This is a genomic window from Halorubrum salsamenti (genome assembly GCF_007671685.1).
Taxonomy (GTDB): Archaea; Halobacteriota; Halobacteria; order Halobacteriales; family Haloferacaceae; genus Halorubrum; species Halorubrum salsamenti.
Genome location: NZ_VCNL01000010.1, coordinates 8,125 through 29,106, shown reverse-complemented (window position 1 = coordinate 29,106; position 20,982 = coordinate 8,125). Strand labels below are relative to the sequence as shown.

Annotated in this window: 11 protein-coding genes and 1 pseudogene; 4 read left to right on the top strand and 8 right to left on the bottom strand. The window is 56.9% G+C overall.

Annotated features, from left to right (window positions below; genetic code table 11):
* Positions 1–2 precede the first annotated feature (2 nt).
* The gene (locus tag FGL94_RS17130; RefSeq protein WP_144927838.1) at positions 3–2,456 is read left to right on the top strand and encodes an AAA family ATPase; all 2,454 of its coding nucleotides are present in this window, start codon (positions 3–5) and stop codon (positions 2,454–2,456) included.
* A gap of 15 nt (positions 2,457–2,471) precedes the next feature.
* Positions 2,472–3,797, top strand: a complete 1,326-nt coding sequence (locus tag FGL94_RS17125; protein ID WP_144927837.1) for a hypothetical protein — start codon at positions 2,472–2,474, stop codon at positions 3,795–3,797.
* Positions 3,798–3,922: 125 nt separating this feature from the next.
* Here the strand turns inward: FGL94_RS17125 and FGL94_RS18890 are convergent.
* Positions 3,923–4,105: pseudogene (locus FGL94_RS18890) on the bottom strand (DUF7342 family protein); the annotation flags it as partial.
* Positions 4,106–4,602: 497 nt separating this feature from the next.
* On the opposite strand from FGL94_RS18890, the gene FGL94_RS17115 reads away from it, so the two are divergent.
* On the top strand, positions 4,603–5,811 hold the full coding sequence (locus FGL94_RS17115; protein ID WP_144927835.1) for a DNA-methyltransferase: 1,209 nt from the start codon (positions 4,603–4,605) through the stop codon (positions 5,809–5,811).
* Between the two features lie 6 nt (positions 5,812–5,817).
* On the opposite strand, the gene FGL94_RS17110 is transcribed toward FGL94_RS17115, so the two are convergent.
* Positions 5,818–6,894 carry a DNA-methyltransferase gene (locus FGL94_RS17110; protein WP_144927833.1) on the bottom strand — a complete coding sequence of 359 codons (1,077 nt, stop codon included), beginning with the start codon at positions 6,892–6,894 and terminating at the stop codon, positions 5,818–5,820.
* A gap of 89 nt (positions 6,895–6,983) precedes the next feature.
* Positions 6,984–8,510 carry a restriction endonuclease gene (locus FGL94_RS17105; RefSeq protein WP_144927831.1) on the bottom strand — a complete coding sequence of 509 codons (1,527 nt, stop codon included), beginning with the start codon at positions 8,508–8,510 and terminating at the stop codon, positions 6,984–6,986.
* Positions 8,511–8,701: 191 nt separating this feature from the next.
* Here FGL94_RS17105 and FGL94_RS17100 point away from each other — a divergent pair, with 191 nt between their 5' ends.
* Positions 8,702–9,913, top strand: a complete 1,212-nt coding sequence (locus tag FGL94_RS17100) for a DNA-methyltransferase (protein WP_144927829.1) — start codon at positions 8,702–8,704, stop codon at positions 9,911–9,913.
* 29 nt (positions 9,914–9,942) lie between these two features.
* Here the strand turns inward: FGL94_RS17100 and pglZ are convergent, their stop codons facing one another.
* Genes pglZ through FGL94_RS17075 form a run of 5 tightly spaced genes read right to left on the bottom strand, consistent with a single transcriptional unit; the run spans position 9,943 to position 20,947 of the window.
* Complete coding sequence (gene pglZ / locus FGL94_RS17095; RefSeq protein ID WP_144927827.1) at positions 9,943–12,051, bottom strand: BREX-5 system phosphatase PglZ; 2,109 nt, start codon at positions 12,049–12,051, stop codon at positions 9,943–9,945.
* Positions 12,048–15,734, bottom strand: a complete 3,687-nt coding sequence (locus tag FGL94_RS17090) for a hypothetical protein (RefSeq protein ID WP_144927825.1) — start codon at positions 15,732–15,734, stop codon at positions 12,048–12,050. Before FGL94_RS17090 ends, pglZ begins: the two co-directional genes overlap by 4 nt.
* Positions 15,727–16,365 carry a BREX protein BrxB domain-containing protein gene (locus FGL94_RS17085; protein WP_144927823.1) on the bottom strand — a complete coding sequence of 213 codons (639 nt, stop codon included), beginning with the start codon at positions 16,363–16,365 and terminating at the stop codon, positions 15,727–15,729. The genes FGL94_RS17090 and FGL94_RS17085 overlap by 8 nt, the downstream gene beginning before the upstream one ends.
* Complete coding sequence (locus FGL94_RS17080; protein WP_144927821.1) at positions 16,362–20,114, bottom strand: hypothetical protein; 3,753 nt, start codon at positions 20,112–20,114, stop codon at positions 16,362–16,364. The genes FGL94_RS17085 and FGL94_RS17080 overlap by 4 nt, the downstream gene beginning before the upstream one ends.
* Entirely contained in the window at positions 20,111–20,947 is an 837-nt protein-coding gene (locus FGL94_RS17075) for a DUF1819 family protein (RefSeq protein ID WP_144927819.1), read from the bottom strand. Before FGL94_RS17075 ends, FGL94_RS17080 begins: the two co-directional genes overlap by 4 nt.
* Between the last annotated feature and the right edge of the window lie 35 nt (positions 20,948–20,982).

Sequence of the window (20,982 nt, the reverse complement as noted above, 5' to 3'; positions counted from 1 at the left end):
ATATGACTGACGACGAACGGAATCTCTCTGAACTGATGGATGATCATCTGCCGACAGGATGGAACAGTAGCGATGCGAAGACCGAGCAGATCACTCGGGTTGTCGAGGTATTCCTAACTGAAACCGATCCGAACCAGCCCACTCATGAACGGCGGAAAGAGGCACAGCAGCGAGTTGCGGCAGAGATAGACGTTGAAGACCAAACCGTACAGAGCAAGTGTGGGCGAGAGACCTGGTCAGACACGGTCGACGCGGAGGCCGATTTTCATCGTGATCACTTCGACCCAGCGCTGGAGCAGATTGAGCGAGATTGGCGCGAGAGTCGACTGAGCGATGATGTGGATGAGACCTACTGGGACCTCGTTGAACAGAAGCAAATCACCGGCAATCAGTTTCTTGACCAACCTTCCGAGGAGACGCTAGCGGAGTTTCTGGAAATGCTGTGGACGCTGCGCCCGGCGCCAAGCGTCGACTGGATTGCGTCGAACTGGATTTCACCTGACTACACGCCCGAGGAGGTCTCCAAGATCTTCGAGAGGGCAATTCGAGAGGAGCGCATCGACCCCGTCGTCGAGATCAACAGGTTCGGAGTCTCGACGGGTTCCGAAGCGCTCCGGGCCTTAGCGCCGATGAAGTTCCCAATTCTGAATGAACCAACCGCGGAGGGGATGGAGTCGCTCGGATACACACCACCGGATCCACAGGAAGCTCCTCCCGCCGAGTATGTCACGTTCGCCACGAACGTCACAGAAGCAATCGACCGATTCGACTTGGTCAAAATTGCGGAATCTTCCCAAGACGTGTTCGTGCCTGAGTGGGCAACAGACCTCCAAGTCGTGGAGCATCTCTTTTATCACCATACCTCAGAAGAGAATGATTTTGATTTCGCGCAGTGGTTGCCCTGTAGTACACGTGTCGACCAAGCGCCATACTACTGGGTCAACCAAGCGCCTCCCGAAGATGGGGAAACAGTGACACTAGAAGCTAGCTCTGGTGGCGATTTCGATACTGAAGTCGGTCGGTTGACAGTCGATGATACAGTGTTCCATCACTACGACGGGTCAATCCTTGGATACTCAACGGTGACTGAGGAACCGACGAGTGTTGAGGCCAATGGAACCCCCATTTGCCGGACTACGGCCATCTTTACGGCGTTTAATGCCCCAGTGGCGGCGTCGCAGATTCTCAAATACCTGCGCAGCGGTACCGGCGAGAATACCCAGTACGAACCAGTTGACGACGCGGATCTCCGGGATGGATATCTCTACAACCTAACGGAAACAACGGGCAAGTACATCCTCAGCCAAGTCAACGAGCGATCAGCTGATGATCAGCTAGAGCGGCTCAAGGCGCGACTGGTTGAGACGGAGTTTGACATAGATCTCCCCGCACAACTGTACTTTCATAAAGAGGAGCGACCGCGGCTTAAGCAGCAGATCGACGCAGCGCTGAACTCCGGGAAGTATCTCATTTTCACTGGACCGCCCGGGACCGGAAAGAGCAAGCTCGCAAAGCACGTAGCCGAGCAAGCAGCGGCCCAGCACGAGAGGGTAATCGATGACTACCTTTTTACAACTGCCACGGCAGAGTGGACGACATTCGATACGGTCGGTGGCTACGTCCCCGATCAGACTGGCGACAAACTCGAATTTGACCCTCGACTCTTCCTCCGGTGCTTTCGAGATGATGACGGACAGATTCAAAACAGGTGGCTTGTCGTAGACGAACTGAATCGTGCCAATATCGACAAGGCGATCGGGCCGTTGTTTTCCGTGCTGGCGGGAGACTCTGTCCAGTTGCCCTACGAGGACGACGGGCGCATCCAGATTGACTGGGTGGATAAGGAAACGGACCTCCCAGCGATTGCAACCGACGAGAATCGCTATCCAGTCACGCCGAACTGGTGGCTGATTGGAACGATGAACACTATCGACAAAACGTCACTATACGACCTCTCATTCGCATTTATGCGCCGATTCAGTTTCGTCCACGTTGGGGTGCCGGATTTGACCGTTGACGGCGACAAGACGGTGGTCTCACGAATGCTTCTTGACCCGGACCACGAGGGACAAAACTACTCGACGACGTGGACTCGAGATCGACCAGAGCTACAGGATACTCTTAAGGAGTACCACGAGGAGCTGTCAGTTATCTGGGCGATTGTCAATGACTATCGCTCAATCGGGCCAGCGATCGTCTTGGATATCCTCCTCCACCTACACGCCCATGAGGGAGGCGACGCGTCGACGCCACTCACTTCGGCACTGCTCAGTCTCGTGTTTCCACAGATGGAGGGACTCCGAGAGCGAGATCAACGGCAGCTACTGGATGATCTCGCAGACGGCCGGCCACTCCAAGCCGAGGACAGGACGGCTGAACCGATCGATGTCGAACTGCGGATCGATATGCCCTACCTCCGCCGGAAGGCCTACGATATGTTCGGCCTGGATAAGTAACAGTAGGGGTGTAAGATGACTACAACGCCCCCCGACGAGCTGGGTTCGCTCATCACTCCAGAGTTGATAAGCTACCTCGGTGCCGGAACAATGAATCCACAGCGGTTGGCTACCTCCGTTGACTATGCTGGTCTAAATATCGAGAATCTCAATCAGCTCAAACAGCTACACTTCGTGCTTTACAGTGACGTGGTCCAGTACGTCGAGCGGCTTGAGGAGCGACTTCGTCGCGTGAAGACCGAACAACAACAACACGATGAGGTCACTCATGGTGAGGTGCGCGGTCCGATCCAGTGGCAACAGACCTTCCAGCAACGTCCACAAACCGGCGACAAGACGCTGTTCGTTATCAGTAATCCGGCCATTGAGCTCGACATTCCCGAGAACCGGGTCGTCAAGAAGTTGCTTGCGACAATCGCAGCCCCACTTCGTGAGGACATTGAGAACGCCGATCGATCGTGGCGGTCTATGTGGGATGACGCCGACATCGTCGATTTTCAGCGCACTTTGGAGAGTAACGTCTACCTCAACCAACTCCCACCAGCCGATACGATCGAGATCACTGACCAAGATCTGGCTACGACGCGCCGCTCACGCCACCGGCTTTACTCAAAGGCCGCTGAGCTGTATCGACTATACGAGGATCTCTTGAACGATCGCTACGATGAGCCCGACGTACAGAAGCTGTTCCGTGAGACGATAGTTACCCCCACCAAAGACTACGTCCTGTTCGAACTATTCTGCGTGTTGTCCGAGATTCGCCGACTCCAACGCGACCACGACGAACTCGCACTCCAGCGTATCGAACCCGGTATGGATGAACTCGCACTGATGGAGAACGACCGGCGACGCGTCGCCGTGTACTACGATCAAGGCGGGCCACTGGACTTCTTCACTGCGCACTTTGACGCCGCGGAGTTACGACGGGACTGGGACGTTCCGACACCGATGATTCGCCGTGCCGAGGCGCTCGAACGACACGAGTCGCTTGTTGAGTCATTTCTCGAATCAGGCAAGCAGCACAGTTACTACAGCGGTCGACCCGACCTGCTCGTCGTCGAGTATGAAAAAACGGACGACAGCGAGCGACTTGATCGCGTTCGCCTGGGGGAAGCTAAGTACACCCGGTCACAGTCGACGTTCGCGACGGGCTTGCGGGAGCTCTTGGAGTACGTCCACTTCGCTCAGGAGGCCGGCCAAGATGGGTACGTCTTTGACGACCAACTCGACACCGCCGACATGGATGCCATCCTCTTCACCGACGGCGTTAAGACGACGCTGGACGCGGTAGACGGTGTTGAACACCGACGAGCTGCTGCCGTACGTGATCTCTTCGAGTGAGCTCGATGAACTAGCGGTTTAGACCCGCCAAGTTGGAAGCGAGGGCGTCCATTCTCCCAGTAAATCGCCTCACTGTGTATAGCGGTCGCGACCGTCGGGAAATATCATTCTGTAAGAGAGAAGGATTAGCTCGTGGCGCGGTCGGCCACGTCGGTCAGCTGTTCGCGAGCGGCTTCGACGTCGGAGTAGAGTTCGAGTACGTCCTGGATGAGTCGACGGTCCTCCTTGTTCTCGCGCCAGAACGCGATGACATCGCGACGCTCGCGGAGCTCAGCACTTGTGGGATCGCCGTCGGCGAGCGACTGTTCGCGCCTCCGTTCCGGGCACTAAGGGCTGTAATTCTATTTTGTCGCTCCCCGGGAGGGCGCGGGCGCATAGATGTCTGGCGTTATCCATAAAAATCGAAGGCGAGTATACCTGCTAGATATGCGGAGAATCATTCGAGACGAATGGCAAAACCGTGACCTATATAGGGTAAACCAGTTTTTCGCTGAAACGTTCATTTCACGTCGATCCATTTGTGAAATGGATGTTGAGAACCGGAGAAGGACCCGATACCGCTGAGGTGGAGGCGACGCTACAGGAGCTCCCACCCTCTGTGGTATCATCGGGCCGCATATCGGCGCACTCATGGCGAGGTATGCCAACGGCTGAGAGCACTATCGGGCGACTATCCTCACCCCGGCAGCATTGAGACTGAATAGTATGAGTGTCCACTGGAAATAGATGAACCAGTGTGAAGGACACTATCTGGCGAGGATAATCACTACACTTTCAAATGGGTGACTGAACTTCTTTATACTAAATGACGGATGAGCCAGCCGTTCTCGATTTGATGGACTCAGATCCCACGTACTCTTCTGATCTTGGCGGTGCGTTTACTGATGACAGCAAACAATTACTGACAGAGCTTGACGATGATTGTATAGATCTCGTCGTTACCTCTCCTCCGTTTGCCTTACAGCACAAAAAGGAGTACGGAAATGAGGATCAAGAAGGGTACAACGACTGGTTCATGGAGTTTGCCAAAGAGGTACATCGTGTTCTAGCGCCCCATGGCAGCTTCGTCATCGAGATTGGTGGCGCATTCCAGAAGGGGTGGCCGAAGCGCTCACCTTACCAGTTCCAGCTCCTCACCCGCCTCGTCGAAGAGGGTGATTTCGACCTCGCACAGGATTTCTACTGGTACAACCCGGCAAAACTCCCCAACCCGATCGAATGGGTAAATGTTCGGAAAATCCGCGTTACCGACGCTGTCACCCACATCTGGTGGCTCTCAAAGGACGTCAACAAGGACTCTGCGGTCAAGGAAGGAGAACATCCACACCCGGAGGCAAGCAACCAGCGCGTGCTCCAAGAATACAGCGAGAGTCACAAGGAACTGCTCGAAACGGGGGAGTATAACGACGGAAAGCGGGGCTCTGGGTGGGATATTGACGCAGAATCGTTCGCAAACGTGAATGATGGAGCCATCCCGGATAACTTGATTGAGGGCTTCGAAGCCGAGGATGTGCTCGACCGATACGACGAGATATCTGCGATGGAGTTCATCGAGCTCATCTCTGATGAGGACCCCGAGGACCTCTCGGCGGGAGACTTGCTTCGGATCCTCGGTATGGGTGGATCGACACCCGACAACCTTGTCGAGGCATCTAACACGGCCAGTAATACGCATTACCTCCGAATGTGTCGTGAGTTCGACTTCGACCACCACCCTGCACGATTTCCTCGGAAAATCCCCGAGTTCTTCATCAACTTCCTCACGCCAAACCCACCATACGATGAGTGGGATCGAGGCGAACTGGACCGTCCGGTCGTGTTAGACATCTTCGCTGGCAGTAACCTGACTGGCAAAGTCGCAGAAACAAATGGGCGGTATTGGCTCGGGTTCGAGAAAGAGGAGCAGTACGTTCAGACGTCGCAGTTCCGATTTATGGAGGAAGACGACATTCGTGACTCTCTAAACGATGAGTCAAACAATTTCGGTGAGTTCGCTGAGGTTGGCGACGACTAGACGAGGTTAGGAGTCGGATGCGGAGCCCGTCTCCTCGCCAAATTCATCTAAGCCGAGTTGAGTATCGTTGAACTTCCGTTCGACCTCCATGCCAGTAAGAAACCGCACTTCAGAGGCTTCGAGATACTTTGCGTCTTTCTCGAAGGAAAGCCAATATCGGCCGAAATCCTCTGCAGTCTTCCCCGTGATATTGGACCCGCCGAATATATCCAGCACAACCGGCTTATCGAGATACCCGCGTTCCCAATCATCGTACGGTGGGTTGGGGGTAAGGAACTTCACGAAGAACTCCGGAATCTCTTTTGGAAAACGTGCTGGATGCTTGTCTAACCCCGCCCGCTCACACATCTTATCGTAGTGGGTCTGGCTGCCTGTGTTCGTCGCCGAAATCATATTATCAGGAATTGCGCCCCCTGAATCGGTGAAAAACCCCTCTTCGCTAATATTGTGGCCTGACGGACGCTTTCCAGCGTTGTATTCGCCTTTCTCCATGAGATCTTGCTGGCTCTCACTATAATCCGTCAGTACTCGGCGATTATCCGCCTCTGGAATCGGTTGACTGTTTGGTTCAGTCGCACTATCAGTAGAGATGTTCAGTGCGAGCCACCAGATATGCGTCACTGCATCACTCGCCCGGATACGTCTCCGGTTGACCCACTCTGCGGGCGACGGGAGTTTCGCTGGATTGTGCCAGTAGAAATCCTGAGCGAGCTTGAAGCCCACCTCATCGTTAGTGAGTTCGGTGAGAAGCTCGAACTGGTAAGTCGATCGCGAAGGTTCTCCCTTGTTGAATGCGCCGCCAATTTCGATGACGAAGCTGCCATGGGGGGCCAGAACTCGCTTGACCTCCTCAGCGAATTCGAGAAACCACGATTGGTAATCCTGATCATCTTCGTCCCAATCGTCGCCGTACTCTTTCTGGTGAGCAAGCTCGAACGGTGGTGAAGTTACCACGATATCAATCGAATTTGACGGCAGATCTTCGAGGAGATCACGACTGTCCCCGAGATAAGCCGCTCCGTTGTCCGTCGAATAGGCCGCGGAGTGAGAGAGGAGATCCGTTACCGGCGACGGCGAAGTCATATCGAGAAATCTCTCTCGACAGTAGTAAGTGGAGCGACTTTCCGTATTACTTGTTTAATTGGGAACTGTTCTCTATCTTGCATGGCTCTTTATTCTGTGAAGTCTGTTAGATCTCCCTTCTCGGATTCTGACTCCTGAAATCGTTCGAAATCATCCTCAAACTCTTGTACCATACTTTGGGCCGCGCCTGTGTCCTTCTCGATTCCGAATGAGCGGCCGCGGAAGGGCCCGTCGTCGGGGATCTCCTTGGTTCGGCGAATGGAATGGAGCTGGGCTTCAAGCGCTTCGTTCAGTACAGCTGGATTCTCATCGTATGCCGGATCTGGCTGTCTGCTCAGCTTCAAAATCGTGTATGGCTCGTTTTGCATAATCCGGGCAGCCATCTGGGTTGCATCCTCGCGAAACCCAGACCGGGCGACATAGAGGATAGTATTAGCATTCGTGAGCCGAGCGGTTGTCGTGACGCTTGCAATCTGTGTCGGCGTTACCTTCGACCGTGAGGCAGAACAGTGGATCAACCACCGCGTTAACGTTGGGTTCGCATCATCCATGATGACATCCGTGGTTGCCTCGTTCGTCCCGTTATCGTCGGTTCGTCGCCCAACATACGTCAGCCCTAATTGTCGCCCAAGTCGGACTCCAAGCGCTGTGAGTGCGGTCTCCTCTTCGGATGAGCTTCCATCATCGAGTGCGTTTTTGAGCTCAGTGAAATTGAGTCGAAGCGCCTCTCGTGGGATTCCCGTTCGATCGGCGTACTGTTCTAGTATTGGTTCAAGAACTTCAGCACCGAATGCTTCAGTCGTCTCGATAAGGTTTGGTGAGCCACGCTGGGAGGTAACTTCGAGATATCCAACCGCTGCGAGTGGGTCAAGAATGTTCTCCGTGATTTTCGCTTGCGGGATGTCTTGATCGTGGATATTCGTTGCCAGCTTTCTGACTTCCGTATTCTCGATTGCTTCGTCAGGGTTGATCACCGCTAGTGCTCGGAGAAACGCCCGCTGTTCATCGGTGAGTTCTTCGAGCGCTTCGAGCTCCTCCGCAGTAAGCCCCAGTATCTCGTTGAGCCTGCTCGTGTTTATCTCGTAGTACGGACTTCCTGTGTCGAGAATCCCTGCTTCAGCGAGCCAGCCACGCATCTGACTCCAGTGATTCGACGTCTCTCCAACCCTGATGTCGTAATAGCGATTGAGAGCGTCCTTGATATCGTCTGCCGTCGTATCCTGCCCGGCAGATTTGAGGTCTCGAATTATGTCAACCACTTGCCGCCCGTGGAGGTTCAGCAGAATATGCCGGGCGAATTCTCGATACAGCTGGTCTTCGTCGTCCTTGAGGTCGTACAGCCGCTCGCCGAGATCGGTGAAGTAGAAATCGTCCGTAACGAGCTGATACCCCTGGCCCTTGAGTCCGAGGACGACGAGTCGTGCTCGCTCATCGGAGGTTCCAGAGTTTTCGAAGAAGCACTCAGCAACGACTGACTTGAACTTCGCTTCTTCACCCTCGTGTTCTGCGACCAGGTTGAGGACCGCAGCGAGCTTCGTGTACCCCCCAGTATCGACATCGAGCTGCGCCGGGCTAAACGCATCTCCAAAGGGGAGATCAGATTCGTTCCCCACCATATGTAATTGTAGATTGATTTGTAACCACTGTATTAGTAGTGTCGTCGGGAGGGGGCAGGAGCGAAGACGGCCCTCTGAGAAGCCGTCGTGTTCAGCTCATCCTACAGACATTTTTATATGATGAGCTGAATAGGTAGGACAGCTCAATGAGTCGATATAATGACGGCCAGGCGTCATCCCCTACGGACCTGATGGCGACGACGGAGCCGAGCCAAGTGACGGATCTCTTGGGTGCTGAAAGGCCACAGTACGTCACGACAGCTGGGAACGAGAGTGTCAAGGTTCAGCCGTCTGTCGAGGCTGTTGGTGGGAACCCGATCCAAGGGGCTGCATACGCCGGTGATAGTCGATCGCTACTGGAAGCGGTTGAGGACGAATCGATCGATCTCGTGGTTACTTCGCCACCGTTTGCGCTCCAACGGAAGAAGGAATACGGGAACAAGTCCCCTGAAGAATACGTCGACTGGTTCCTTGACTTTGCTGAGCGGGCCTACAGCGCGCTTGCTGCTGATGGCTCACTCGTGATCGATATCGGCGGCGGTTGGCAGAAGGGCCAACCGCTTCGCTCACACTATCACTTCAAACTCCTCACGGCGCTCACGGACGATGACGGGCTCCTCACCGACCGTATTGGTGAAAGCTTCAATCTCGCTCAGGACTTCTACTGGTATAATCCAGCCAAGCTCCCAACGCCCGCCCAGTGGGTAACTATCGAGCGGATTCGGGTCAAGGACGCTGTGAATCACGTCTGGTGGCTCTCGAAGGGAAATGCTCGAGAGAAGCCGGATAATCGGCGGGTACTCAAAGAGTATAGCGATGCACAGAAGCGGCTCATCGAGACGGGATACGATGCCAAGACCCGTCCGAGCGAGCACAAAATTAGTGATACCTTCGACAAACCAGCCGAAGACGGGGCAATTCGTCCCAACTTCAGAAACGCAATCGACGATGAAACGGTCGACGAGAGTCCGTCGGAGCTGCTCGAAAAACTCGATGTGCCGGAGAATCTCTTGGAGGTCATTCTCGAGGAGGGGTTGACCGAGGAGCTCGTTCAAACACTGGGGGGCGCCTATACTGAGGACAACGTACTCGAGATCGCGAACACGCGTTCACAAACTCCATATCTCCAAGCCTGCAAAGAGACGGACACCGATATTCATCCAGCTCGGTTCCCTCGTGAGCTCCCGAAATTCTTCATTCAGTTTTTGACTGAGCCTGGAGACACGGTGTTGGACATCTTTGCTGGGAGTAACACCACTGGACAGATGGCCCAACAGACCGGGAGAAAGTGGCTCGCGTTTGACGCTGAGGAGCGTTACTTGGAGGGCTCCAGGTACCGGTTCCAAGAACCCGCAGAGATTTCTTCGGCAGCGCCGTCCACGCCGGTCGCGAATACAGATTAACCCCCTGACGACTATCCTGGGTTTAACTCTTACTTCTGGATTTCGAGGAACGAGAGCATACACTCCTGGGGAAGAAGCCCTCCGTGGTAGTAACGATCGCCGCTGTACCCCTGCTTGCTGAAGTACTGGCGCGGATCAGCGAGGATCTGGATATCCGTGTCGAGATAGTCGAGTCCGGGCGTGTTCGTAGAGATGTGTACGCCGTTGGAAAGCCCACTCAGGTCATCCCCTGCGACACGGCGATACTTCACCTCACTGTCGGGGGCCTTTGAGGGAACGGCCTCGGTGGTCGTCCCTTCCGGAAGGAGAACAAATCCGTGGTCAGTAACGACGTAGATTCGGTCCCAGTTCTTGTTATCGAGCTTGTCCCGAATCATCGCCGCAAGATCGTTGACGTAGTCGTCAAAGTGATGGACCATCTCGCCGATCTCGCCTTCGCCAACTTCGTCGATCTCCTTATCGTAGTAAGCAATGTGATGATGACCCCATCCAGAATCCCGATTGTCGGGGACTTCCCAGCCTTCGTCGCTGAGGAAGTCAACCCGCCGCTGTTTGGTCGAGAGCGATCGCTCCCCCTGGAAAGGTGTAAGCGCCCCATTGTACATGTCAACAGAAAATCGGAACGCCCGCCCAGGCGTGAGTGCGGCCATCCCGAACTTCGTCTCGGAGGGAAGCGTCGAGAGGCGGGTTTCGTGGGTGACGTCGAAGGAATCGGTGAGTGCTTCGGCGAGTCGCTGACCGAGGTCGAACCGTAATGCGTCGATCAGCAAGACGGCAACGGTCCCGGCCTTCTCGAACTCGTCTTCATGATCGGTCCACCACTCATACGCTGAGTCCTTATCAGCTAGGGGGTTCTTGACCTGCATCGACGCCTCAACCTCGTTGGCAAGCGTGTCGAGATACTCCCGATACCGATCGCCGAGCAACTCGTCCCGAAGGGTCGGTAACGTTGTCTTCGCTGGGTGGGCAGCCGGGATCCCTGTCTCGGGAGTACCTGTCAGCTGGAGTCGGAGCACTTCGTCATCAATCTGCCAACTTCCGTCTTCCGAGTCCGCATACGCCGTGAACGGATCATCGTCACTGGTTCGATTCTCCCAAGCTTCGAACTGATGTTGCAATCGTGCGAGGTGCTCTGCTTGGGCCCAGATATTGCGCCAGCTGGTATGCTCAGGATAAACAGTCAGTGCGGTCTGTCTCGTCTGTGCATGATCAATACAAGTGGCGAGATCACCGGCCTCGAACCGATCGTGCCACACCTCCCAAAGAGCTTCATCGAGGGCGCGGTCGACTGGACAGTCAGCGTACTCCCAGACATCATCGAGACTCTGGATGACATCCGACCAGTACTCTACATCCAGATACTGCTCGGCCCGAGCCCTGGTCCCACCCATGTTGAGCAGCTCCGTCAGGGGGCTGTATGCAGATTCGCCATACCCCTCCTCGAACAGTGAGGCGTCGACGCCACTCTGATGGAGTGCCTGAGCGACAGCCCAGCGCCGGACCGTTTCCGTAATCTCGTCCGGGCCGGCATCGGCTGAAATTGGAACGTCGTCGTTGAGTCTGCGACGAACATCAGCGACTGTCTCTGGATCTCGACTGATTTCCGGCCAGCCATCCCGAAGGAGGTGGTCGATCAACTTCCCGCCACCCTTCGTGATAATCTCCTCGCGGAGAGCGTCGTACTGGGGGATCCCCCGCTGTTGGAACTTCTGCTTAATCAGGTCGGCGACCTCCGCCCGCGTAGTGGCGTCGTGCCGCTCGACGTCGAAGATGTCCCAGGGTTTGACCGCATAGAGATCGGCCGTGAGTTCTTCGATACTGCAGGCTACTTCACCACCAGTTTCCCGGATATCGCGGAACCAATCACGCCCCGCTTTCGCCTCGGGGACGTACCACACGACTGGTCGGTCCATCTCGCGTTCTTCCTCAACGGCGTCAGTTCGAAGGTCGAGGGGGAACTCATCGGCGGCCCGAAAGCCAATGTCCATCTTCTGTGTTGCATCCTTGACGATGTCCGCGAGATAGCCGCCGTCGTCCCACCACACAACTCTGACCGCTGCGGTGTGACTGTCTGGGAAAGCCTGTTGGAGCTGTTGTCGTGCTTCGTCAGTCAGTGAGTGAGTTGGCTGCTGTTTCATTGAGTCTCCTCCGTGTCGATGACGACGATCGTTCCATCGTCATAGCTCGAAATTTGTTGCCAGAGTTCGTGTTCAGGCGGGGTATCACCACACTCATTCTCCTCGAGGATTGCGCGTCCTTGCTTGAGCAGTTGTGTTGCGCGATCGGTGGTCGGGATCGTGGTCCCGCTGACGGCCTGGCTGATCTGCTGGGTAACGAACCCATCGTGGCATTCATCGAGGGCTTCGTTGACATCGCTGAGTTGGTCATATATCGAGGTACCGTTCTGCCCGGTATCAAGGAGTTCGCGGCCGTTAGCGAGCGTTTCAGCGTTTTTTCGTAGATCGCCGTCGGCAAAGGCTTCCTCGGGCAGGGGTTCGTCAGCGGCCGCAGCGTCGTCGATAACGGCCTGGAGTGTCTGGAATTCCACCTGCGGATACGACTCACTTACTCGCTCAATGTCCGCACTCAGGGCTCGGTTCTGTAGTGCGTCGGTGAGGTCTGCACGTAGTGTCTGAACCTCCTCAGCGGTCGCTTCCTCACCCGTTAGCTGTCTGTAGAGCTCCTGGAGCGTTTCGACTCTGAAGGCCCTAGCTTCCTCGAGATGGGACTCTAGCGTGTCAGCGCTCGGGAGCTGTGAGCCGCTCGTGCTTGTGCTGAGATGTCCCGTGATCGTCGCTGTCGGGTAGTGCTTTGTGAGCCACGCGCTAATGTCGGCTGCCCGGTCCCAGAGCGGATCCATCGTGTCGTCATCAGTCGTGAACAGGGGAGCAGCTTCGGAATACCGCTCGGCCTGCTCGACGACGGATTCGTTAGTCAGGTAATCCGCGTCCAACGCTTCACCAGCGAAGGCCGGCCTGAGAGCATCCTCGAGGGCGTCGAGCGAATGGCGGCTGTCGAATTCGAGGCTCGTCCGTGCGATGACGGTGTTGAATGCGTCTGGGTGCTCGGTGGCCCACTCTTTCAGTCCGTCCAGCAGCTCCTGGGTATCATCGGTCTCCGGTTTCTCACCGACCAGTGCCGCATAGACGTCACTCAGGTCCTCCGGCGGGGGTGATGGATCAAATACGATGATCGCGTCTTCGAACAGCGTTGTCCGGGTGATGGTGCGGGCGATCGTTCGAGTATCAGTTAGTCGCTCACCATCCGCACGGAGAGCGATTCTATTGTCGGCAACCAACACGAACAGCAGCGTTTGGAGCGCTTCGAGGGGAGTGCCGAGGAACGCCCCGCCCCGGCCGTTGATCGTCTCTAAGATCCGGTTCCCAGTGACTCGCTCGTCATCTGTGAACCGATCGAGTTCGAGAAACTCCATCGCCCAGCCGTTATTAATGGTCCGTGGGATCGGATTCACGCCCAGCTCGTCTGCATCATCCTCGCTCAGGGGCCATGAACCCCCTTCATGGAAGAATTCAATGAGGTCCTGGAGATCCTCGAGTTGAAGGCTATGGTCGATGTTTTTCCGGTTCGGGAACTTCTCGTCAACAGCAGTTACAACTGCGGTATCGATGTCTTCGAGGTAGGTACCGTAGGCGGCCTCCCGCTGCGGGAGATACACTACAGCTCCGTCGAGCCGTTCGTCTAGTTCGTCTTCGACCTCTTGCTGCATGTCCTGTTGTTGGAGTCGATGCTCCGGGCTTGGGTCAGCCATCCCGCTCAGCACCCGCTGCATCCCGATCAGTTCTCGCACCTGCCGGCGAATCGTCTCGGTGAGTTCGACCGTGACCAAGACGTCTTCACGTCCGGTCGGCCCGCTATGGGCGTCTTGCCACTGTGGTCGCTGGCTACTAATCGTCTCAGAATCATGGACCAACAGTCGGATGACGATCGTGTCGTACTCCTCAGTAACGGAGTCCGGAATCGAGCGGTCGACGACGTACCGGACGGTGTACTCGATCCCACTACGGTCGCCGAAGGTCCCTATCTGGGTCCCTTCATGATCCGGGAGTCGGGTCGGATCGGACTCTTGGATAAGCTCCTGGATGTTGTTCTGGACCTGGTGTTCAGGGAGGTCAGTGGCTTCCTGTTGGACTTCCTGCCAGAATTGGATGTCCTCTTCCGAGAGGATCGTATAGGTCGGTTCGGCAGTTTCGGTGCTCTTCCGAATCAGATTCTTCCGGGCCATCGCCTCGAGCTGAGTCTCGACCTCTCCGGAACGTGCGTCGAGATCCGTGTCGACATCACTGGCTAAAAGTCGTGTCAGGTTGTCCGCAGTGCGGGGAATAGTGTCGACCTGACTGAGCAAGAACAGCGCCTTAGCTGTTCGAGTGGCGGTTTGATTTTCAAGCGTGTTCTCAACTCGGTTGATCAGGTCTGTCGCCCAGCTGGAGATGAGTTCGGTGTCAGCGTTGATGATGTCGAACAGTTCGTCCCAGGGGACGACGACGCCCGGCGGCTGGCTTGCCCAACCGTGCTTGACGAACAGCGAACGAACTCGGGCAAGGAGGGCACGGCCCTGAATATAGTCGCGGTCAGTGTCTCGGTCGCCCTCGATCAGCCCCTGCATTGAATCTCGAAGGAGCCACAGGTCTAGATCGCGGAAGGGGTAGGCTTCGACCGAGTCGTTGTGATCCGGTGGGGTGGCTTCTTCGGCAATTTCTGGCTCGATCTCCGGGGCGCCGTCAAGGAGACCGGATTTGATGTAGTCGGCTCCGTCTGACGATTTCTGTAGCCAACGTTTCCGGACGATGGTCTCGGTGTCGGCACCCTCGAGTTTGACCTCCTGGGCGTACCACGCTTCGTCGTCGACATCGCCAATGAAGTTCTGCTGCATGTCCCGCATCGGCCATTGGCCCGTGCCGAGGATGGGCGGGTTGAGCCCGTCGATGAGGGTGGTGACGGTCTCGACGACCTCCTCGTACCGTCGCTGCTGGTCGCCGACGTAGATCGCGATTTCGTCCAGCCCGATCAGGAACTGGTGGGTCTCACCGTCGCGTTCGAGATGGCGTTTCGTCCGGTGGAGGCGGTCAACGAGGTCGTTGGGGCCGAACGATTCGGGCTTGATCGCAGCCGCCGCATCATCGATCCGTGCGTCAACGGCGGCCGCAGAGTTCAACCCGGCCGCGGCGGCGCCGTCGAGCTCAGGGATTGCCTGCTGGAGCCACGGTCGGAGGGAGGCTGGCCGGTCGACGACCTCGTCAAGTGTCAGCCCCTCATATTCATGGCTCGAGAGGGCGTCCCACAGGTCGTGTTCGATGTCGAGTTGCCAGCAAAACTCCAGGAGCCACGGGAGAGAGGTGTGGTATCCACGGCGCCGTCCGAGCTCTTCATACAGGATCAGCGGGAGTTTGGTGTCGTCCCGATCCCGGTCAAGGAGGTTCAGGAATAGCGGCTGTAGGTGATCGATGTGAGAGTCAGCAAGCGCATCTCGGAACTCCTTGAAGCCGGTTGTTTTGTGTGCGAGCTCGTGAGCGTATTCTTCCAGACCGTCCAGCTCGCCGGTGGCGACGCCGATGAGTTTCAGCAGATGGGACTTCCCAGAGCCGAAGGTCGCATGAACGTACCGGAACCGATGGTCGACATCATCGTTAGCGACGATCGCAGCGGTTTCCCGCAGCACGCGCCTGGCGCTTTTTGTCTCGTAGAACTCATCGATGTCGCGTTCGATCTGGTCGGTCTTGTCGACCTTCTGGATCGGCTCAAGTTCGCGAGTCGGTTGGCGGTCCGCCGGGAATAGGTCAGCCAGTGTATCAAATTCAGACATCGGTCAGGTACCCCGCAGTCACTTTGTTGCCGATTCGGTGCGCCGGGTAGTAGTGGCGCGCACGCTCGTCGAAGAAGCTCAAACGACCACCAGTAACCGACCCTGGGAAGGGGATTCCAACAGTGGTGTTGACGTTTTTGCGGTCGAGCTCATCGAGTAACTCCGAGGCTCGGGTGAACGGGTACAGACTCCCGAGATTCAGGAGGACAAGCACTGATGAGCGGTCGTTGGTTACCCTGCCATCCTCGATGTAGTCGGCGATGAGTCCATCGACCAACTCCGAGGCGAGGTTTCGCTTGAGTGTGTCCTCGACGGCGGCCGCCTCCACACGCTCGAGGGGGCCGAGATCAACGGTAGTCTCGAATGCTGTCGTTTCAGGCAGGAGAGCATCCAGTCGGACGGGCGTTACGCTTACAGCATTGCCGTCGGTGTCTGTGGCATCCTCCCAGTTGGCGAGGGCACCGTCAGGTGTGGTCGCCCACGCCTCAAGCCGGTTGGTAACTTGGTTCTCAATCTCCGGTTCGACGGGAACCATGACGAAGGGATTCCGGATCCCTCGTCGTTCGCCACGGGCGAAGTCGACCAACTCCGTAGCGAACTGGACGAGTGGATTAGTCGCCGGTTTGCTCATCGGACGATCACCCCACCGTCGGCGTCGATTAGGTCTAGGTCCATATCCTCCTCTTCGAGTTCCTCGATTTGTGCACGAAGCGCGTCAGCATCATCAGGCAGGAGGCCGACACCGGTCAGCTCACCGGGCACCTCACCGTCGACCAGTCGGTCGACCGTCGCGAGCTGCTCTCGGCGCTGCTCGACCGTCTCCGTCGAGAGGGCATCCCAGTCGAGACGGCCATCAAGTCGGCCCAGTGTCGTCGTCAGGGCGCTCGTGTTGTTCGTGCTTGGCTCCGGGTCGGTCAGGTCCTCGACCACAGTCATGATGTGTTCGACGGTAGTGTGGAAGGTTCGAAGCGGGTCGAGATAGGTGACTCTGAACCCGTCCCTGACTGTCGTGGGGAGCTCCATTGGCTGTTGGAGCCACGGATGCCCCTCGAGATCCGCTTGGAGTGTGTCGACTGTCGTTTTGGCTTGCTGGTCACTCCACGCCTTCTCAAGAGCCTCTAGGGTGGGTCGGCGTGCATCGAGGTCGTCAACGAACGCGGTCCATCCGTCGTCGGTCCACCAGTCCGTCTCGCTGGCCGTTTCGACCTGGTCGGCCAGGATCGTGAGTTGATCGTGGACATCGTCGCTGAACCACTCCACCTCGCGGAGTTCAGGCCGGGTGAGGCCTTCCAGTTGTAGGAGGAAAGGAAGGCGTTCGTCCCAGTGAGTCTCGGCCATCGTCAAGATGTCATCGTGTTCCTCTGCCGCCTCGATCATCTCCTCAAGCTCAGCCGTCTCGACACTGGTAACGTCCTCGCGTCGCTCTGTGGCTGCATCCTCGATCGCTTCGGCTTCGGTGGCGAGACGCTCAACGAACGTCTTGACGCCCGCCGTTTCGAACGTGGTGTCGGCTTTGACACCGACGTTGCTTGCGAGGCCGCTCGCCCGACTCTCGATGTTCTCGAGCCACTCGGCGGCGTTGATGTAGCCCTGATTTTCGCTTTCGGTCGGCTCAATGATGTTGTGTTCAACGAAAACGTCCTTCGCTCGCTTTCCAGTAGGAACCGTCGAGAGGGTAAGAGAAGTGTGTCTGCGGGGGCTGAGTAGGGCGTCAAGCTCGGCCGGGTCATCGTCGATCGTTGTGACTCTGAACACTCCTGCCCGGCAAAGGCCCCAGAGTACGGCGATCAGTGCGGGGGATGGATCATGGCCGCTGTTGGATTCAACACTAAAGAGCGGTTCCTCCTCGGTGACCCGATCCAGGATCGTGGCCACGTCGACGCCAGGCTCACTCTGTTGGATTTGGGTCCCGACCCGTTTCCGAACCTCAAATGCGATGTCGCTGAATGTTGCGAAATCACCTGTCGACTGCTCCGGAACGCCAATGGTCTCGGCCCACCCTGGAAGCGCATCATCGTCGTCGAGTTGGCGGAGTTCATCCAGGTGTGCCTCACTCACCCTGGCCAAGTCCGGGTGGAAGTAATCCGGGTAGATTTCACTAATGTACTCTGACAGCGCGTTCGGGAACGTCGAGAGGTCGTCAGCTTGGACGGTGAACTCCCCGTTGGCCAGTGCCGAACGTAGCTTGTCAACGACGCGGTTGGCAGCATCTCTCCGGTCCCGGACGACTGATTCGGGCGGGTTCGTCCGACGTGTCGCCTTCTCGAGGGCCCACCACTCGCACAGCTGGGTGCGGAGTTCACCGACACCCTCCGTCTCCAGCAGCCAGTAGAGTTTGTCCTGCGCGATTCGGTCGGTGTCGACGTCCGGCCGCAGTCCGCGGACGACGACATCGACGTCGAAGACCGGATCTTCACTGTCGCTGTAGCCGGTCTCGAGGTCGGTGCCATCGATCTGGAAGGCGTAGCCGACCGGATAAGCGGTCTCATCGTCGCCATCGGTACCCCACTCGTAGCTTACCGGCAGGTCGAGTTCGGCGATGATATCGCCCCACAGGCGGTTGTCCAGCGTGTCGATGATCTCATTCCAGTCGGGCTGAGTCTCGAGCTCGTTAGCCTCAGCGATAAGTTGCTGCTCTTCCCGATCCGTGAGCCGGAGATCGGATCCGTCGGTGCTGGTGTCCGGGCGGATATACTTCTCAAGGCTTCCCTCCAAGGAGTTCCGCACTCGGTTTTGAACGTTCGAGCGAATGTCTCCCTCGAGGTCGTCCATGACCGCGGTTGCGAGATTTGAGTCGGTCTGGGGGATCATCTCGGGGACATAGGACAACAGCAGGACGGCTTTGGCCACTTTGACGTCAAACTTGTCTGTCTCTGGATCGTCCTCGATGTCGGCGATGACGTCGGTCTTGTCTGGAATGATGTCCTGTAGCTCGTACTGGACGAGGTCGTAGAAATCGACCAAGCTAATGACCGGCATGTCACTGTCCTTGTCGGCCCACTCTGTACGCAATCCTGCCACTAGGGACAGCACAGCTCGAGCCGTCCCCGAGAAGATGGACTTCGTGGCATCGGATAGCTGGTTCCGGAGGTTCGAGAGGATCTCCATGAACAGCGCCGGCTGATACGGAAGCAGCGGGTAGTACTGGATGAACTGCTCATTATCGAGAGAATCGAGTGGTGGCGCTGTGTTCTGGGTGACCTCGCGATAGGTGAGCATGATATTGGGATCGACCGTTGCCGTGAGTGCGTTAGACTCGATCCACTCTGTGCCCTCTTCGGATTTGGCGAGCAGGCGCTGTTGGACGATTTCCCCGACGTGGCGGCTCGGGAGCTCGTACTGCTGTGGGAATCGATCTTTGAGGATTCCAAAGTTGAGCTGCTTGACAGCGAGACCGGGCTGAACGTCCTCGATGTTCGACTGGGCGGTGACGACGGAGATGATGTTGCCCTCGCCGACGTCTTTGATCCCCTCCGCGAGCGCATTCAGTTCGGACAGCCGCTGATAGTTCCCCCCGATGAAGAGGGTAACCTCGTCCATCAGGAGGGCGATCTTCACCGGACGGTCATGTTCATCCTCGAGTTCCTGTCTGTACGACTCGATTTTCTGGACGGCGAGTTCTTGGCCGATCTTCTTGTTCTGGATGTCCTCTAGGTTGTCAACCATCCCCGTCGCTCGCTCGGTGAGATCCGGGAGCAGGATGTCCGAGAGGATCTGGTACTGTCGGACGTCGTCCCAATCATACGCTGGGTCGGTGACGCCTTCGTCGCCAAGGATCTGGTTGAGGAGCTGCTCGCGCTGGTTCCAGACCGCCTGGGTGTCGAACAGCCCGCCACTACGCTGGAATTCCTCCTCAAAGAAGGCGACATCTAGTCGATCGGCGAAACCCCGCTGTTTGTAGACTTCCTGGAGGACGATCTCACTGAAGCTCTGTTCGCGAACGCCCTGGTACTGAAGCAAGTTAATCGAGATCGGGACGATGAGCGTCTCGTCATGCATCGCCTCCCATGCCTCGCCTAGCGCCGGTTCGGCATTGTTGTCGTCGAAGCGGTCCCAGACAGCTTGACTGCCGGCAGCTTCGACTTGCTCGGTGTCGACCAGTAGGTCCAGCGCAGTCAGAAGGTGGCTCTTTCCGCTACCGTAGTAGCCATAGAGCCAGTGGTTCCGCTCGTCGGCGTCGGGGGTTTCCTCGTGGAAGTGGCTGAAGAGGTCCTCCAGGAAGGTGACGGTGGCTTCCGTAAGATGATAGTCATCCAAGTAGCGACGATACTGGGCATCACGCCGCTCAGCTGCGTCCTCCATCTCGAGGTCTCGGTCGATGCGGATCGATTCTTCGAACTGCGGGTCGGGGTCGTCGAATAGATGGTCGTCGTCGATCATTCTGTCTCTCCGAGTTTAGCGTAGAAATCGTCGACCGGTTCATACCATAACCGCCCGTGGGACTCATGCGTGGACCACCGGGTGGATTCTGCGAGCCGGTTGCTTTGAGGGCTCCAGAATGATTCGGGCTGAAAGAGGTACCGCCATCCGAGCGGGTTCATGAGCCACTCGTCATCCAGCTGTTGCCAGGACCAGTACGCAGCCACCTCCAAGGGAACGTCGCCGATACTCGGCACATCGCCGTCGGTTCCCTGCTTAGACTGAATCACGCCGACCGATCGCAGGGTGCCCCGAAAGTTCGTCCCCCAGCGATCTTTCGTCGACTCTGAGAAGTCCAGCTGAGAGCCGTCGGTATGCCGGAACTCATCAAGGAATCCGATAATCTGCTCGTTTGAGAAATCAAGCGCGCTGACGCTCCGGCGTTGGAGTTGCTGGAGATACTCATGGAGAACATAGCGGACGACAGCATCCTCGGCGACGAGATAGCAGAACAACACCTGTAGCTGGTCCCGCTCTTTGCGGCATGCACCGAGGATATCTGGCAAGTGCTTGAGTGGTGGGAGGCCACCACCGCCTTCCTGTAATCGGGGTTTGATTGCGTTGTACGCCCGACGCGATCCCTCAATGGTGAGTCGGCCCGCTTCGCGGCGTTCCAGCCACTGCTCGTTCGTCGTCGTCCAATCTCCGCATTCGTTGTACAACTCGACAATCGCGCGGGTCTGCTCCAGATCCAGGCTTGCAGCGACGAGCCCGATATGCGTCTCGTCCGGACTGAACTGGCCGTTCAGGGATCGGATCTCGGAATCGTCTCCCTGCGGCCGGCCGTTTGCCATGGACAGAAATGGAGAGAGGTGCCCACTTAGATGTT

Bases quoted from the DNA above. Each gene is read 5' to 3' on its own strand.
- FGL94_RS17130 (WP_144927838.1), top strand. From the start codon at position 3: ATGACTGACGACGAACGGAATCTCTCTGAACTGATGGATGATCATCTG.
- FGL94_RS17125 (WP_144927837.1), top strand. From the start codon at position 2,472: ATGACTACAACGCCCCCCGACGAGCTGGGTTCGCTCATCACTCCAGAG.
- FGL94_RS17115 (WP_144927835.1), top strand. From the start codon at position 4,603: ATGACGGATGAGCCAGCCGTTCTCGATTTGATGGACTCAGATCCCACG.
- FGL94_RS17110 (WP_144927833.1), bottom strand. From the start codon at position 6,894: ATGACTTCGCCGTCGCCGGTAACGGATCTCCTCTCTCACTCCGCGGCC.
- FGL94_RS17105 (WP_144927831.1), bottom strand. From the start codon at position 8,510: ATGGTGGGGAACGAATCTGATCTCCCCTTTGGAGATGCGTTTAGCCCG.
- FGL94_RS17100 (WP_144927829.1), top strand. From the start codon at position 8,702: ATGGCGACGACGGAGCCGAGCCAAGTGACGGATCTCTTGGGTGCTGAA.
- pglZ (WP_144927827.1), bottom strand. From the start codon at position 12,051: ATGAAACAGCAGCCAACTCACTCACTGACTGACGAAGCACGACAACAG.
- FGL94_RS17090 (WP_144927825.1), bottom strand. From the start codon at position 15,734: ATGTCTGAATTTGATACACTGGCTGACCTATTCCCGGCGGACCGCCAA.
- FGL94_RS17085 (WP_144927823.1), bottom strand. From the start codon at position 16,365: ATGAGCAAACCGGCGACTAATCCACTCGTCCAGTTCGCTACGGAGTTG.
- FGL94_RS17080 (WP_144927821.1), bottom strand. From the start codon at position 20,114: ATGATCGACGACGACCATCTATTCGACGACCCCGACCCGCAGTTCGAA.
- FGL94_RS17075 (WP_144927819.1), bottom strand. From the start codon at position 20,947: ATGGCAAACGGCCGGCCGCAGGGAGACGATTCCGAGATCCGATCCCTG.